The 15,180-nt window shown below is 73.3% G+C and carries 15 protein-coding genes and 1 pseudogene; 7 read left to right on the plus strand and 9 right to left on the minus strand.

Annotation, left to right across the window (positions count from 1 at the left end):
- Positions 1–62: 62 nt before the first annotated feature.
- The 7 genes from EV374_RS02490 to EV374_RS02520 all read right to left on the minus strand — a co-directional run bounded on the left by EV374_RS02490 (position 63) and on the right by EV374_RS02520 (position 8,546).
- Complete coding sequence (locus EV374_RS02490; RefSeq protein ID WP_132231117.1) at positions 63–794, minus strand: hypothetical protein; 732 nt, start codon at positions 792–794, stop codon at positions 63–65.
- A 183-nt stretch (positions 795–977) separates the two neighbouring features.
- Positions 978–1,157: a DUF6104 family protein gene (locus EV374_RS02495; RefSeq protein WP_121399674.1), complete on the minus strand. Its 180-nt coding sequence runs from the start codon at positions 1,155–1,157 to the stop codon at positions 978–980.
- 238 nt (positions 1,158–1,395) lie between these two features.
- Entirely contained in the window at positions 1,396–5,145 is a 3,750-nt protein-coding gene (locus tag EV374_RS02500; protein WP_132231118.1) for a multifunctional oxoglutarate decarboxylase/oxoglutarate dehydrogenase thiamine pyrophosphate-binding subunit/dihydrolipoyllysine-residue succinyltransferase subunit, read from the minus strand.
- Between the two features lie 280 nt (positions 5,146–5,425).
- Positions 5,426–6,238 carry an ABC transporter permease gene (locus tag EV374_RS02505; RefSeq protein ID WP_132231119.1) on the minus strand — a complete coding sequence of 271 codons (813 nt, stop codon included), beginning with the start codon at positions 6,236–6,238 and terminating at the stop codon, positions 5,426–5,428.
- Positions 6,235–7,170 carry an ATP-binding cassette domain-containing protein gene (locus EV374_RS02510; protein ID WP_132231120.1) on the minus strand — a complete coding sequence of 312 codons (936 nt, stop codon included), beginning with the start codon at positions 7,168–7,170 and terminating at the stop codon, positions 6,235–6,237. The genes EV374_RS02505 and EV374_RS02510 overlap by 4 nt, the downstream gene beginning before the upstream one ends.
- Before the next feature lie 131 nt (positions 7,171–7,301).
- The gene (locus EV374_RS32390) at positions 7,302–7,961 is read right to left on the minus strand and encodes a hypothetical protein (RefSeq protein ID WP_165947703.1); all 660 of its coding nucleotides are present in this window, start codon (positions 7,959–7,961) and stop codon (positions 7,302–7,304) included.
- 93 nt (positions 7,962–8,054) lie between these two features.
- The gene (locus EV374_RS02520) at positions 8,055–8,546 is read right to left on the minus strand and encodes an SRPBCC family protein (protein WP_132231121.1); all 492 of its coding nucleotides are present in this window, start codon (positions 8,544–8,546) and stop codon (positions 8,055–8,057) included.
- 51 nt (positions 8,547–8,597) lie between these two features.
- Here EV374_RS02520 and EV374_RS02525 point away from each other — a divergent pair, with 51 nt between their 5' ends.
- From EV374_RS02525 to EV374_RS02540, 4 genes and pseudogenes are all read left to right on the plus strand, one after another.
- On the plus strand, positions 8,598–9,197 hold the full coding sequence (locus EV374_RS02525; protein ID WP_132231122.1) for a TetR/AcrR family transcriptional regulator: 600 nt from the start codon (positions 8,598–8,600) through the stop codon (positions 9,195–9,197).
- A gap of 116 nt (positions 9,198–9,313) precedes the next feature.
- Complete coding sequence (locus EV374_RS02530; RefSeq protein WP_132231372.1) at positions 9,314–9,814, plus strand: hypothetical protein; 501 nt, start codon at positions 9,314–9,316, stop codon at positions 9,812–9,814.
- Positions 9,815–9,926: 112 nt separating this feature from the next.
- A complete protein-coding gene (locus EV374_RS02535; RefSeq protein WP_132231123.1) occupies positions 9,927–10,706 on the plus strand; it encodes a GNAT family N-acyltransferase in 780 nt (259 codons plus the stop codon).
- A pseudogene (locus EV374_RS02540) lies at positions 10,703–11,566 on the plus strand (lysophospholipid acyltransferase family protein); the annotation flags it as partial. The gene EV374_RS02535 and the pseudogene EV374_RS02540, both read left to right, overlap by 4 nt.
- Positions 11,567–11,684: 118 nt before the next feature.
- Here the strand turns inward: EV374_RS02540 and EV374_RS02545 are convergent.
- On the minus strand, positions 11,685–11,885 hold the full coding sequence (locus tag EV374_RS02545; protein WP_396888809.1) for a DUF397 domain-containing protein: 201 nt from the start codon (positions 11,883–11,885) through the stop codon (positions 11,685–11,687).
- A complete protein-coding gene (locus EV374_RS02550; RefSeq protein ID WP_132231374.1) occupies positions 11,876–12,673 on the minus strand; it encodes a Scr1 family TA system antitoxin-like transcriptional regulator in 798 nt (265 codons plus the stop codon). Before EV374_RS02550 ends, EV374_RS02545 begins: the two co-directional genes overlap by 10 nt.
- Before the next feature lie 546 nt (positions 12,674–13,219).
- Here EV374_RS02550 and EV374_RS02555 point away from each other — a divergent pair.
- The 3 genes from EV374_RS02555 to EV374_RS02565 all read left to right on the plus strand — a co-directional run bounded on the left by EV374_RS02555 (position 13,220) and on the right by EV374_RS02565 (position 15,171).
- On the plus strand, positions 13,220–13,567 hold the full coding sequence (locus tag EV374_RS02555; RefSeq protein WP_132231125.1) for a hypothetical protein: 348 nt from the start codon (positions 13,220–13,222) through the stop codon (positions 13,565–13,567).
- A 96-nt stretch (positions 13,568–13,663) separates the two neighbouring features.
- On the plus strand, positions 13,664–14,494 hold the full coding sequence (locus EV374_RS02560) for a DUF4097 family beta strand repeat-containing protein (protein ID WP_132231126.1): 831 nt from the start codon (positions 13,664–13,666) through the stop codon (positions 14,492–14,494).
- Positions 14,491–15,171 carry a PadR family transcriptional regulator gene (locus EV374_RS02565; protein ID WP_132231127.1) on the plus strand — a complete coding sequence of 227 codons (681 nt, stop codon included), beginning with the start codon at positions 14,491–14,493 and terminating at the stop codon, positions 15,169–15,171. The genes EV374_RS02560 and EV374_RS02565 overlap by 4 nt, the downstream gene beginning before the upstream one ends.
- Positions 15,172–15,180: the final 9 nt, after the last annotated feature.

The raw sequence follows: 15,180 nt of genomic DNA on the forward strand, positions 1-15,180 counted from the left end.
TTGCCGTCACGACACGCCGGGACCGGCCGGCGACGACGCCATCATCGACGGCGCTGGGGGTGTCAGCGGGGATCGTCGGGCGCGTCGGGGTACTGCCGGCGCTCCCAGGAGGGCATCTCGGCGAGGCTCTTCTGGCCGAAGCCGCCGCAGATCTGGCAGACCCTCGCCCCGAAACAGAAGAAGCACCGCCGCCGCTCTCCCAGGTCGTCGAGGAGGTATCCCCGGGTGAGGCACTCCGGGCACCAGCCGAGCCCGTCGCAGTCGAGGCAGAGCACGTGACCGGGCTTGCGGGTGGCCTCGGTGACGACCGGCTCGGGCGGTACGAACCGCTCCGGCGGGGCGGGAGGGGGAGGGGGGCGGACGGCGGCGCCGGCCGGATCCGCGTAGAGCAGGACCGGCGGGGTGCTGCCGCCGAGGTCGGCCCGGGACAGGCCGGGGTACGCCATGACCCAGAGGAGGAAACCGTCGCGGGTGGCCGACGCGGTGGCGACCGCCGTCGAGGAGGCGTCGAGGGTGGTGTGCCAGCCCTGCGCCGCGAGCCGGCGCGCGATGTGCCGGACGACCTCGGCCGAGCCGAAGTCGGCGGTGAGACGGAGCGTGGCCCGGCGGGCGTACCAGAGTGGTTCGTGCCAGAGGTGGTCCTCCGGCTCCCGGGACATCGGAACGGGGAGCCCCTGCCCGGGGGCGAGGTGGGCGGCGACCCCGAGGAGTTCCTCGCGCAGGACGCGACCGTGTCGTTCCAGCGTCTCCCGCGCGCCCGGAACCTCGGCGACGTCCTCCCAGGCGTCGGTCACGCCGCCTCTGCCGGTCGCTCCGGGGCCCCGCTCGCCCCGGCGTGCGTGCGTGGACGGGACGGCGGTGGGCGCCGTCGGCCGGCGTGACCGTGGCGCCCCCTGCGCGTCTGCATGCCGTACCCCGACCCGTCGAGCGGACAGACCGACGTCACTGTAACGCCGGGCCCGTCGACTCGGGTAGGGCTACTCGTCGTCGGGGTCGTCGAGGCGGGCCAGCCAGGTGGCGAAGCGCTCGATCGGGGTCTCGAACTCGGGGTTGAGGTCGACGAAGTCGCGCAGGCGCTCGCCGAGCCACTCCATGCTGACCTGCTCGTCGCCCCGGCGCTGGACCAGTTCCTCGATGCCTCGGTCGGTGAAGTACATGCTCTCCGTTGCCTCCTCGTGGTCGGTGTGCGTCCCGACGCTCCGCGCGGGCCGGCCCCGCCGGGCCCTCGCTCCGGTAAGGCCGAAGCCCGCCGGATCCTCGTGCTGGTGTGGCCAGGCGCCGGGTTCTCGCGCCGGTGCGGACAGGTGCCGTCGCGTGCGGAACGGCCGGGACGGCGAGCGGGGCAGAGCCGTCGGGTCGACGGCTCTGCCCCGGTGCGCTGGGTGGTGCGTCAGGTCACGGGCGGGGCAGGGCCGCCTCGATCAGCGCGGTCTGCTCGACCTCGTGCATCTTCGCCGAGCCGACGGCCGGGGCGGCGGCGGCCGGGCGGGAGATCCGGCGCAGCCGTACGTCCGACAGGTGCTCCAGCAGGTTGAGCGCGACGAACGACCAGGCGCCCTGGTTGGCCGGCTCCTCCTGCACCCAGGCGAAGTCCTCGGCGTTCGGGTACGCCGCGAGGGCGGCCCGGATCTCCTCGACCGGCATCGGGTAGAGCTGCTCGATCCGGATGATCGCGGTGTCGGTGACGCCCCGCTCGGCGCGGGCCTGGAACAGGTCGTAGTAGACCTTGCCCGAGCAGAGCAGCACCCGCTTCACCTGCTCCGGCGCCGGAGAGCCCGAGTCGGGCAGCACCGGCTGGAAGGTGCCGGTGGTGAAGTCCTCGACGGGCGAGACGCAGAGCTTGTGCCGCAGCAGCGACTTCGGCGTGAACACCACCAGCGGCTTGCGCTTCGGCGAGAGCGCCTGCCGTCGCAGCAGGTGGAAGTAGTTCGCCGGGGTGGTCGGGATGGACACCCGCATGTTGTCCTCGGCGCACATCTGGAGGAACCGCTCCGGGCGGCCGGAGGTGTGGTCCGGGCCCTGGCCCTCGTGGCCGTGCGGCAGCAGCAGGGTGACGGCGGAGCGCTGGCCCCACTTCACCTCGCCGGAGGAGATGAACTCGTCGATCACCGACTGGGCGCCGTTGACGAAGTCGCCGAACTGCGCCTCCCAGGCGACCAGCGCGTTGATGTTCTCCACCGAGTAGCCGTACTCGAAGCCCATCGCCGCGTACTCGCTGAGCAGGGAGTCGTGCACGAAGAACCGGGACCGCTCGCCGTCGCCGGTCAGCGACTGCAACGGCAGGTAGTCGTCGCCGGTCTGGGCGTCGACCACGGAGGCGTGCCGCTGGACGAAGGTGCCCCGGCGGGAGTCCTGACCGGCGAGCCGGACGGTGACCCCGTCGTGCAGCAGCGAGCCGAACGCGATGATCTCGCCGAAGCCCCAGTCGATGTTGCCCTCGACGGACATCCTGGCCCGCCGGTCGAGCAGCTGCTGGATCCGCTTGTGCGGGGTGAAGCCCTCCGGCAGGTTGACGTGCGCCTCGCCGACGGCCTTGACGACGGCCGCGTCGGTGGCGGTCTCCACCTGCGGCTCCGGCTCGTCCTCCCGCTTGGGGCGGCTGAGCTGCCGCGGCGTGGTGGCGGCGTCGCGGGTGGCCTTGAAGACCCGCTCCAGCTGCGACTGGTAGTCGCGCAGCAGCTCCTCCGCGTCCTCCACGGTGATGTCGCCGCGCCCGATCAGCTCCTCGGTGTAGAGCTTCCGGACGGAGCGCTTCGAGTCGATGATCTTGTACATCTGCGGGTTGGACATCGACGGGTCGTCGCCCTCGTTGTGCCCGCGCCGGCGGTAGCAGACCATGTCGATGACGACGTCCTTGTTGAACGCCTGCCGGTACTCGAAGGCCAGCCGGGCGACCCGGACCACGGCCTCGGGGTCGTCGCCGTTGACGTGGAAGATCGGCGCCTGGATCATCCGGGCGACGTCCGTGCTGTAGAGGCTGGAGCGGCTGTACTCCGGGGCGGTGGTGAAGCCGACCTGGTTGTTGACCACCACGTGGACGGTGCCGCCCGTGCGGTAGCCGCGCAGCTGCGAGAGGTTGAGGGTCTCGGCGACCACGCCCTGGCCGGCGAAGGCGGCGTCACCGTGCACCGCCAGCGGCAGCACGGTGTAGCCCTCCAGCTTGAGGTCTATCCGGTCCTGCTTGGCCCGGACGATGCCCTCCAGCACCGGGTCGACGGCCTCCAGGTGCGACGGGTTCGCCACCACCGAGACCTTGACCGCGTGGTCGCCGTCGGGCGTGGTGAACTTGCCGTTCTGGCCCAGGTGGTACTTCACGTCGCCGGAGCCCTGGGTGGAGCGCGGGTCCAGGTGCCCCTCGAACTCCGAGAAGATCTTCTCGTACGGCTTGCCGACGATGTTGGCCAGCACGTTCAGCCGGCCACGGTGGGCCATGCCGATGACGACCTCGTCCAGCCCGCCCTCGGCGGAGGCCTCCAGCACCTCGCCGAGCAGCGGGATCAGCGACTCGCCGCCCTCCAGCGAGAAGCGCTTCTGCCCGACGTACTTGGTCTGGAGGAAGGTCTCGAACGCCTCGGCGGCGTTGAGCCGGTTGAGCACGTGCTTCTGCTCGTCGGCCGACGGCTTCTCGTACTTGCGCTCGATCCGTTCCTGGATCCAGCGCCGCTCCTCCGGGTCCTGGATGTGCATGTACTCGATGCCGACGCGCCGGCAGTACGAGTCGCGCAGCACGCCGAGGATGTCGCGCAGCTTCATCCGCTGCTTGCCGGCGAAGCCGTTGACCGGGAACTCGCGGTCGAGGTCCCAGAGGGTCAGCCCGTGCTGGAGCACGTCCAGGTCGGGGTGCTTGCGGATCTTGAACTCGAGCGGGTCGGTGTCGGCCATCAGGTGGCCGCGCACGCGGTACGCGTGGATCAGCTCGTGCACCCGGGCGGTCTTGTTGATCTGGCCCTCGTTGTTGACCGCGACGTCGCGCATCCAGCGCACCGGCTCGTACGGGATGCGCAGCGAGGTGAAGATCTGGTCGTAGAAGCCGTGCTCGCCGAGCAGCAGCTCGTGCATGACCTTCAGGAACTCGCCGGACTGGGCGCCCTGGATGATCCGGTGGTCGTACGTGCTGGTGAGGGTGATGACCTTGCTGACGGCCAGCTCGGCCAGGGTGGCCTCGGACATGCCCTGGTAGGGGGCCGGGTACTCCATCGCGCCGACGCCGATGATGGCGCTCTGCCCCTGCATGAGCCGCGGCATCGAGTGCACGGTGCCGATGCCGCCGGGGTTGGTCAGCGAGATCGTGGTGCCGGAGTAGTCGTCCATGGTCAGCTCGTTGCGGCGGGCGCGCCGGACCACGTCCTCGTACGCCTGCCAGAACTGCCGGAAGTCCATCTGCTCGCAGGCCTTGATGGAGGGGACCACCAGGTTGCGGCTGCCGTCCGGCTTGGCCAGGTCGATCGCGATGCCCAGGTTGACGTGCTCCGGCCGGACCATGACCGGCTTGCCGTCGACCTCGGCGAAGGAGTTGTTCATCTCCGGGTGGGCGACCAGGGCCCGGACCATCGCGTAGCCGATGAGGTGGGTGAAGCTGACCTTGCCACCGCGCCCACGGGTGAGGTGGTTGTTGATCACGATGCGGTTGTCGACCAGGAGCTTGGCCGGGACGGCGCGCACGCTGGTGGCGGTCGGCACGGCCAGCGAGGCGTCCATGTTCTGGACGATCTTCGCGGCCACGCCGCGCAGCGGAGTGGTCTGCGGGCCGGTGGCGGTCGGCTTGGTGGCCGCGGGCTTGGCGGGGGCCGCCTTCGCGGGCGCCGGCTTGGCCGGGGCGGCCTTGGCGGCGGGCTTCTCCTGCTTGGTCTCCGGCTTGGCCTCGGGCTTCTTCTCCGCCGGCTTCTTCTCCGCCGGCTGCGCGACCGCGGTGGCCGCCTCCTGCTGGCCGGCGGGCTCCGGCTTGGCGGCCGGCTTCGGGGCCTGCTCAGTTCCGCGCGGCTTCCCGGCGCCGGGCGCCGGGCGGTAGTCCGCGAAGAAGTCGTGCCAGGCCGAATCGACGCTGGTGGGGTCGGCGAGGTAGCGCTGGTACATCTCCTCGACGATCCACTCGTTCGGACCGAAACCCGCCAGTGGGTTCTCCTGCGAAGTCTGCTGGGTCGACACGGCCGGTAATCGCCTCTTTCACGCGGGTTTGTGTGTCACGCGGTGTCCGGTGTCGCCCTGCCTTCGAGCGCGCACGAGACGGCTCCCAGGCTACGCCGTACGGATGCCACAGGCATTTCCGCCTCCGACCCGTGGCCGGTTTCACAGAAGATGCCAGAAGTTCACCAAACGCTGCGTGTGCGGCCGGCTGCTGGTAAGGCCCGATGTGGTGGTGGGCCCCATGTCGTACGGCGGCGGGGGTGGTGCCCGGCACCACCCCCGCCGCCAACGCCCGGACGCGTCAGGAGATGTCGCGCCGCCGGGTGATGAGCACGCCGACGACCCCGCTCACCACCGCGTAGCCGATCAGCACGAGCGCGCCGACCCACCAGGCGGGGGTGAAGTCGGTCTGGCCCTCGCTGACCATGACGGTCGAGGCGACGGCGGGCCAGATCACCTGCCACTTGACCACCGCCTCGTTGTTGAGCAGGTTCGACAGCAGCATGAAGAGCAGCCCGACGACCTGGGTGCCGACCAGGTAGAGCACCGCCGCGGTGATCACCGCCCCGAGCTGGTTGGTCACCAGCGTGCCGATGCCGATGCCGAGGACCGTCCAGATCGCGTACGCCAGCAGGTTGAGCAGCAGCGCCCGCTGCACGGCCCACTCGCCGAGCAGGGTCCCGTGGCCGTTGGCCGACAGGAACACCGCCCCGGCGGCCAGGTCGATCAGCGTGGTCACCAGCCAGAACGCGAAGCCCAGCAGGCTGGCCGCGACCAGCTTGCTGAGGATCACCGACGTGCGCCGCGGCGTGGCCAGGAACGTCGTGGTCGCCGTCTGGTGGAAGAACTCGTTGGTGACCATCAGGATGCCGATGAGCATCACGAACATCAGGCCCAGGTACTGCCCGGAGGTGTACAGGTTGGCGGCCTGCGCCGCCGCGGAGGCCTGGTCGCCGGTGACGCCCAGTTCCTCGGCGTTGCCGTTCAACGTCTCGTTGGCGACCCAGGCGTTGAAGGCGAAGGCCAGCGCGATCGACAGGAACGCGGCGATGGCCAGCCACCACCACGTGCTGGTGGTGCGGATCTTGAGAAGCTCGGACCGGACGAGGTTCATCGGATGCCCGCCTTTCCGGCCGTCAGCTCCAGGAAGACCCGTTCCAGGTCGGGCCGTTCCGTGGTCAGTTCGTGCAGTTCGACGCCCGCCGTCAGGGCGACCCGCCCCACGGTCGGGGCGTCCACCCCGCCCACCAGCAGGACGCCGTGCTCGTCGCGGTCGACGGTGGCCGGCCCCTCCTTGAGGGCGGCGGTCAGCGCGTCGGCCTGCGGGGTGCGGACCCGGACCCGGACGCCCTGCGCCATCGAGCCGATCACCTGCTCGACCGTGCCCTGCCGGACCAGCTGCCCGGCCGCGATGATCACCACGTCGTCGGCGAGCAGCTGCATCTCCGACAGCAGGTGGCTGGAGACCAGCACCGTGCGGCCCTCGTGCGCGAGGTTCTTGAGGAAGCCGCGCATCCACCGGATGCCCTCCGGGTCGAGCCCGTTGGCGGGCTCGTCGAGGATCAGCACGCGCGGGTCGCCGAGCATCCCGGCGGCGATGCCGAGCCGCTGCTTCATGCCGAGCGAGTAGCCCTTGAACTTGCGCTTCGCCGCCGGGGTGAGCCCGACCTGCGCCAGCGCCTCGTCGGCCCGGTGCTTCGGCAGGCCGGCCGCCGCGGCGATCACCCGCAGGTGGTTGATGCCGGTGCGGCCCTTGTGCGCGCTGGACGCCTCCAGCACGGCGCCGACGTGCCGCAGCGGGTCGGTCAGGTCGGCGTAGCGCCGCCCGCTGATGGTCGCCGTCCCGCTGGTCGGCGTGACCAGGTTCAGCAGCATCCGCAGCGTGGTCGTCTTGCCGGCGCCGTTGGGGCCGAGGAAGCCGGTCACCCGCCCCGGTTGGACGGTGAACGACAGGTCGTTGACGGCCCGGACGTTCTTGTACTGCTTCGTCAGGCCGGACACCACGATCTGACCGTCACCGGTGGGGCTTCTCTGCCCGTCAGTCATTGCTCTCCTTCGTGCGGTGGCGTCGGGGTACGCCGTGACACAGCGTGGCGGGCGGGCGCAACCAGGTCAATCAGGCGCACTTCCGAGATCCACCTCCGCCTCAGGCAGGAGGCCCTCATCCCCAGGAACGATTATCCGGCGTCGTCGGCCACGGCGATCCAGGTTGCCCGGGCCCAGGCCAACAGAGCGCCATCGGGTGCGTACAGGCTGGTGTGCACGAGCGCCTTGCGGCCCTCGCCGCCGACCATGACGCCGGTCACCACGCACTCGTCGCCCGGCTCCGGCAGCGCCGCGACCACCGCCGCGATCCGGCCCAGGACGTACGGCCGGCCGGGGGCGATCACGGCCCAGCCGCCGGGGCAGTCCAGCGCGGCCCAGACGGTGGCGGTCGTGACCGACCCGGGCACCCGGAACGGCGCGGCGGTGCGGCCGTCCGGCAGCCGTCCCGGAAAGATCCGCAGCCCGTCGGCGCGGTCCGGGCCGCAGACGTAGCAGCCCGGGAAGGGGTGGTCGGCCAGCCCGGGGTACGCCGCCGAGGCGGCCCGCGCGGCCGCCAGGTCCACCGGCGGCACCACCGCCCGGGGGTCCTCCGTGGGGCGGACCTGGGCGACGAGATTGCCCTGTGGGTCGCGGACCTCGCCGTCGACGAGAGTGAGCGGGGTCTCCAGCGGGGGTGGGCGACGCAGCGTCACCTCGACCGGCCCGGGGCCGGCGGCGCCGGCGAGGACCCCGGCGCTCCAGCCGCCGTTGCCCGAGCCGGGCGGCCCGTTGAAACGCGACTCGATGATCATGAGACACCTCCGACCGCGACGCCCGGCCCCGTCGCCGGTGCGCCCCCGGCAGCCTCGCACGTCGCGGTCCGCCACCGGCACGGGCCGGGCGCCTCAGGGCTGTCGGCGGCGGGCCAGCGAGCGGAGGCCCCGGACCCGCCGGGTCCAGCGGTGCGACGGGGCCGGTGCCAGTCCCAGGTGGTGAGCAGCCGTGTCCAGGCTGTCCTCGATGAGGGCGTCGTGCAGCGGGCGGTAGACCATCGGCCAGCTCACCCACGCCGGCCACCGCGTGGTCATGACGAGAGAGTGACGCAGCAGGCAGCGTCGGTCGGTGACCCGTAGGACCTCGTACCCGTGATGGCCACGGAAGCCGGCCGGCGCGGAGAACTCGAACCGGATCCGCACCCCGGGCTCGTACGCGACGACGGTGTAGCGGATCGGCCCGTGCCCGCCCCGGGCGCCGACGCCGAGCGGGCGGTCGAACCGCATGGCCGGCCACTGCCCGCGCGGCCACAACCGGTCATCCGCGGTCGCGAGGGAGTCGATCAACGCGCCCACGGCCACGGGCGGCGCCGCGAGCTGCCGCTCGTGGATGTTGCGGACCATGACTCTCCTGGAGAGGGTTCGCTAGTTCAAGTAGAGGGTAGTCTCTACCTCATGCCGCAGCCGGTCAAGCACTCGGCCGACGTGATGCTCGACGCCGTCCGCGCCCTGGTGCTCTCGGGCGGGCCTGCCGCCGCCTCCGCCCGGGCCGTCTGCCTGGCCACCGGCGCGTCCAGCGGTTCGGTCTACCACCGCTTCCCCCGCCGCGACGACCTCGTCGCCGCCGCCTGGCTGCGCGCGCAGGACCGCTTCCTCCACGTCTACCTGGAGGCGCTCGCGCCCGCCGACGCGCAGGCCGGCGTCCGGGCCGCGGTCGCCGTCCTGACCTGGTGTCGTTCCCATCCCGAGGACGCCGCCCTCCTGATGCGCCACGCCCTGCGCGACCTGCTGCGCGGCGACACCTCACCCGCGCTCGCCCAGCAGGCGCAGGCCCACCACCGCGCCCTCGGCGACGCCCTCGCCGGGGTGGCCCACGCCACCGGGCACCGCCTGGCCGACGTCGTGTTGGCCGTGGTCGACCTGCCCTACGCGGTCGCCCGCCGCGCCATGCGCGACGACGGCACTCCCGGCGAGGACGACGTCGAGGCCGTACGACGAGCGGTCGCCCTGCTGCTGTCCGGCCCTTCGGACTCCTCGCAGGCGTCGCCGCCGTGACCGGGCGCTGAGGACCGGTGTCGAATCGCCCGGGACCGGCCGGCACGAGCGTCCTCCCGGGGAGCCGGTGCACACCGGTGGCCGTCCGGTGCTGTGCCACTGTTGGGGCCGTGCCCATGACCCACCTGCCGGCTGGTCGGACCCGCGAGGCGGCCCGGCGTCGGCTCCGCTCCCTCGCCGGCTGGGAGCTGCTGAACATCCCTCTACAGGCGTGGGTGTGGTTCCAGTTGGTCGGCCTGCCGCCGACGGCGGCGAACCTCGCCGGCTTCGGGGCGTTCGCGGCCCTGCTCGTGGTGGGCGCGGCCTACTGGGCGCTCAAGCTCCGGCAACTGCGCCGCGGGGAGCCGCGCCTGCCCGGCCGGCGCCACTTCGTCACCGCCCGCGCCGTCCTGCCGATCCTCCTGGCCGCCGTGATCGCCGCCTGCGCGGTGGCCGCCGCGCAGGCGCCCGGCGCGCGGTCATACCCGGGACTGGCATTCGGCCTCTTCGCCGTACTGGAGTACGTCAACTACTTCCACGTGCAGCTCATGCACGACAACCGGGCCGACCTGCGGCGACTGGTCACGGTCGGGTTCCGGCGCTCGCATCTCGCCCGGGACCTGCGCGCCACCCGCTGACACGAGCGCCGGCGCCGCCCGCCGTCATCGCCCCGACACCGGCACGGGCCGTTCACCTCATCGACATCCCTCACCCCGCCGGCCGGCAACCCGGGCCGCCTACACAGATCCCATGGCCGTTCTGCACGCCGCTGGCGCACCCCTGACGACCAGCGGTTACACCCTGCTGATCGCTGACGACCCGAGCGAGGTCGCGGCCGCGCAACGCCTCCGTCACGAGGTGTTCGCCACCGAACTCGGCGCCACCCTGCGTGCGGGGGCCGCCGGGCTCGACGTCGACGACCTCGACGCGTACTGCGACCACCTCATCGTCCGGCAGGAGGGCACCGGCGAGGTGGTCGGCACGTACCGGCTGCTCCCGCCGGGCCGCACCGACCGGCGGTACGCCGCGACCGAGTTCGAGCTCACCGGGCTCGACCCGCTCCGCGACGACCTGGTGGAGGCGGGGCGGTCCTGCGTGCACCCCGATCACCGATCCGGCGCGGTGATCAACCTCATGTGGGCCGGCATCGTCCGCTACCTGCACCTGCGCGGGTCGCGTTGGCTCGGCGGCTGCGCGTCGGTGCCGGTGGCCGACGGGGGCGGGACCGTCGCGCGGGTGTGGGACGAGGTCGCGGCCCGGCACCTGGCCCCGCCGCGGCTGCGCGTACGGCCGAGGCGCCCCTGGTTCGCCGAGCCGGACAGGATCGTCGGGCCGGCGACGGCCGACGGCCCAACGGCGCGGGCCACGGTCCCGCCGCTGCTGCGCGGCTACCTGCGCCTCGGGGCCTGGGTCTGCGGCGAGCCGGCGTACGACCCGGACTTCGGGGTGGCCGACTTCTACGTGCTCTTCTCCCTGGACCGGATGAACCCCCGCTACCTGCGGCACTTCCTCGGCGGGGCCGAGCGGTGAGCACCGCCGGACGCCTCTGGCTGCCCGCGTCAGGGTGCGGGCCGACCTGCCTCCCGGCGGCCGGCGAGGTGCCGGCCGTGTCGCCCGTGCGGCGGGCGGGCCGGGCCCTCGCCGTCCTCGGGATGCTGTCGGCGGGCACGGCGCTGGCGGTGCTGCTGCCGGTGCTGCCGGCCGGGGAGCGGGCGGCGGCCCTGCGCGGTTGGGCCCGGTGGACGCTGCGCGCGTTCGGCGTGCGCCTCGTGGTGCGCGGCCGGCCGCCCCGGCGGCCGGCGCTGCTGGTCGCCAACCACGTCTCCTGGCTGGACGTGCTCGCGCTGCTGGCCGTCGCGCCGGCTCGGATGGTGGCCAAGCGGGAGGTCCGGTCCTGGCCGCTGGTCGGGCTGCTCGCGGCGGCGGCGGGCACGGTCCTGGTCGACCGGGCCCGTCCCCGCGCCCTGCCCGCGACCGTCGCCCGGGTCACCGCCGCGCTGCGCGCCGGCAGCCCGGTGGCGGTCTTTCCGGAGGGTACGACCTGGTGCGGCGCCGCCGACGCGGTCGCCTGCCGCCCCGGCCGGGGGTTCCGTCCGGCGCTGTTCCAGGCGGCGATCGACGCCGGGGCGCCGGTGGTGCCGCTGCGGATCGGCTACCGGTGGGCCGCGACCGGCGTGCCGACCACGGCCGCCGCATTCGTCGGGGACGACGACCTGCTGCGCTCGGTGGGCCGGGTGCTCGCCGCCCGGGGCCTGGAGGTGCGGGTGAGCGTCTCCGCCGCGCTGCATCCCGCCCGGGCCGCCGACCGGCGGCTGCTCGCCCGGGCGGCCGAGTCGGCAGCGCACGTCCCTGCCGAAACCGTCGGGAGGACGCCGGCGGGGGGTCGACGGGATCACGCGAGCATGGCCCGGGGAACCGTGCCGGGGAAGCCCACTTTGCGCCGGGCGGAACGCGAAGAGGCCCCCGGCGCGGGGGCCCCTTCGGTGCCCGGGTGGAGAGAGAAGCGGGTCAGCCGACCGGGCCGACGTGCTTGGCCAGGCCGACGAACGACTGCCACGCCCGGGCGCTGAAGTGGAGGGTGCCGCCCTCCCGGTCCTTGGTGTCGCGCACCAGCACGACGCCCGGCAGGTTGTCGGCCACCTCGACGCAGGAACCGCCGTTGCCGCCGGATCTCGTCGACTTACGCCACTGCGGGGTCGTCACGTCCATGACTTCGCCACCTCCTTGATCAGCACGGTCGACTGCCGGCGGGGGAGGGCCTCGTTCCGCACGATCTCCCACGTCCTGGCCAGCCTAGCAATGTCGGTGGATGCGTCGACGATCTGCGCGCTGAGCTGGTTGTCCGCATGGGCCACGCGGGTGCCGTCCGGCAGCTCGGCGATGATGAACTGGCCGGCCAGTCCGAGATACATGCCGGCGTCGGCCGGGACGACGTGCAGCTGCACGTGTTCCTGCGTCGCGACGGCCACCAGGTGGTCGAGCTGCTCAGCCATGAGCCCCGGTTGGTCGAGCACCGGCCGGCGCAGCACGGCCTCGTCGACGACGGCGATGAGCTGGGGTGGCCGCTCCCGGCCGAGGATCGCCTGACGCTCCAGCCGGGACGCGACGATCCGCTCGACCTCGTCGGCCGTGAACCGGCCCCCCGCCAGCGTGGCGCGGGCGTAGCGTTCGGTCTGGAGCAGGCCCGGCACGTACGCCAGCTCGAACCAGCGCAACGTCGCCGCCTCCCGCTCGAACTCGATCCACTCCCGCAGCCAGGCCGGCGTGGCGTCCAGCCGGGCCAGCTCACGGAGCATCCGGCCGAACCGCTCGCCCGTGTCGTGCTGGTCGTCGATCGCCTTCATGTACTCCCGGGTCGGCGGGCGACCGCCCGTCTCGACGGAGCTGACGTGCGACCCGGAGTAGCCGATCGTCCTGCCGAAGTCGTCCTGGCTCAGGCCGAGCTGAGCGCGGAACGTGCGTAGCTCACCCAGCACGTAGTTGGTAGCGGTGCCCATCGATTCCCCACATTCTGCCCGGTCCCGTCGGCGTGTCTCCCGTGCCCGCTCGACCGGCTCGTTGACCTGCGCGGATGCGGCGAGCATGTGTCGACGGTAGTGGTGTCCTCACCAGACTGTCACCACGCGGGCCCGTTCGTCGTCGTCGAGGACGTGGGCGGGTCCTGCCGGGGCCGCCCCGCTCCCCCCGTGGCGGGGCGGCCCACCTCGACAGCGGGGTGGGGGAGAAGTGGGTCACCGCGGAGGCTGGCACCGGAGTCGGTGCGGACGGCACTGCGCCTGCCCGAACTGCGCGGAGCGGCGGGAGATCCGGAGCAGGAGCCCGAAGCCGGCACCGGCGGTTTGGGGCGCGCGGCCGAAGCCCGCTCCGGCGCCGCACCCGCCGCCCCGGCCGAGCAGGCCGGCTCCGTACATCCCCGGCCCCATCGGGCCCTTCGTGCTGCCTCCGGTCGGGCCGAGGGCGAACGACACGACCGAGATCCTGCGGTACGGCGCGGCCGATCTGGCCGCCGCCAGGCGGGCGCGCCGGTCGAACGGGGGCCGCTGGTGAGGCCCGCGCTCTCCACCCGGCTCCCGCAGCCCGGCCCCGGACCGCGCCCCGAGCGGCCCCGCCATCGGACCGAGGGCCGGCCGCCGCACACGCCGCTGCGACCGCACTGGGGTTGTCGCTCGTGCGGCCAGCCGTGGCCCTGCGCGACCGCGCGACTGTTGCTCAAGGCCGAGCACGAGGGCGCGCAGCAGAGCCTCGCGATCTACCTGGCCGGCCTCATGTACGAGGCGATGCGCGACCTCTACCACCTCGACCCCCACGGCGGCCCCAGCCCTCGGGCCATGTTCGACCGCTTCGTGGCCTGGGGCCCGTACCGCCGGCCGCTCGTGGAGCCGGTGCCGTGAGGCCGTCGCGCCGGCACTTGTCATATCGCGATGTATCGCGTTAGTGTCCTGCCATCCGGCATGCCGACGACGCGGCACGCCATGGAGGGAGGACCGATGACCGACTGGACCGTGCACGCCCCGCAGCGGATCACCCTGGACGGGCCCGTCGGCCGACTCGACGTCCACCTGCTCAGCGGTCGCCTCAACGTGGTGGCCACCGACGGGCCGCCCCGGGTGGACATCACCCGGGTCGGCCGCCGGCCCGTCCTGGTGGAGCACCGCGACGGCCGGCTCTCCGTACGCCAGCAGCGACGCTGGCGGCTCCTGGACCACGTCTTCTGGCTGGGCCCGCTGTCCCGGCTGCCCCGGGTCGACGTCTCCGTCGCGGTCCCGCCCGACGTGCTGGCCGACCTGGAACTGGTGGAGGGCTCGCTGGTCGCGTCGGGCCTGCGCGGCAAGACCCGGGCGGAGGTGACCTCCGGCCGGATCGCCCTGATGGGCCTTGACGGCCGGACCTCGGCGAAGACCATGGCGGGCCCGGTCGAGGCGCTGGGGGTGGCCGGGGACCTGGACCTGGAGACCGTCGCGGGAGAGGTGACCCTCGCCGACAGCGCGGCCGGGCGGGTCCGCGCGCACACCGTCTCCGGGGCCATCACCTGCGACCTGGACAACCCCCGGGGCAGCGACATCCGGCTCAGCACGATCTCCGGCAGCATCACCGTCCGGGTCCGGGCGGACAGCGACCTGGCCGTCCGCCTGCACACCACGTCGGGCCGGATCACCAGCGGCTTCCCCGAGGTGCGGGGCAGCTCGGCCCCGGGGTCCGTGGTGGACAGTGAGGGCGTGCTCGGCGCGGGTGAGGGTAGGCTCTCCGCGTCCGCCACGTCGGGCAGCATCGCGCTGCTCGCCCGCCCGGTGGACGACGACGAGGAGGAGCTGCCGTGACCGCCGTGTTCAGTCACGGGCGGCTCCGGCTCTACCTGCTCAAGCTCCTCGACGACGGCCCGAAGCACGGCTACGAGCTGATCCGCCTGCTGGAGGAGCGCTTCCTCGGCCTCTACGCGCCCAGCGCCGGCACCATCTATCCCCGGTTGCAGCGGCTGGAGGCCGACGGGCTGGTCACCCACACCGCCGCCGGTGGCCGCAAGGTCTACGAGATCACCGAGGCGGGCCGGGCCGAGCTGCGGCAGCGGGCCGGCGAGCTGACCGCCCTGGAGTCGGACATCGCCGCCTCGGTGGAGGACCTGTCGGCCCTGGCCGGAGAGATCCAGAACGAGGTACGCGGCTCCGTCCGCGACCTGAAGCGGGAGCTGCGCGAGGCGGCCCGGCAGACCCGCCGTCCCCGCTGGGCGGCCCCCGGCTCCGGCCCGACGCCCGCCCCCGCCCCCGGCCCGTCGCCCGTACCCCCCGCCGGCCCGTCGCCCGCGTTCGGCGCGCCGTCGGAAACTGGGCCGGCGTCCGCGTCCACCGCCACGCTGGCCGAGTTCGACCAGCGGCTGGCGACCTTCGCCGTCGAGGTGGGCGCCCTGGTCCGGGCCCGCCGGCTCAGCGACTCGCAGCTGCGTACGGCCATCCGGCTGCTCGACGGCGCGCTGGACGGGCTGCGCCGGCTGCTGCGCTGAGCCACGCCG

The organism is Micromonospora sp. CNZ303 (assembly GCF_004345505.1).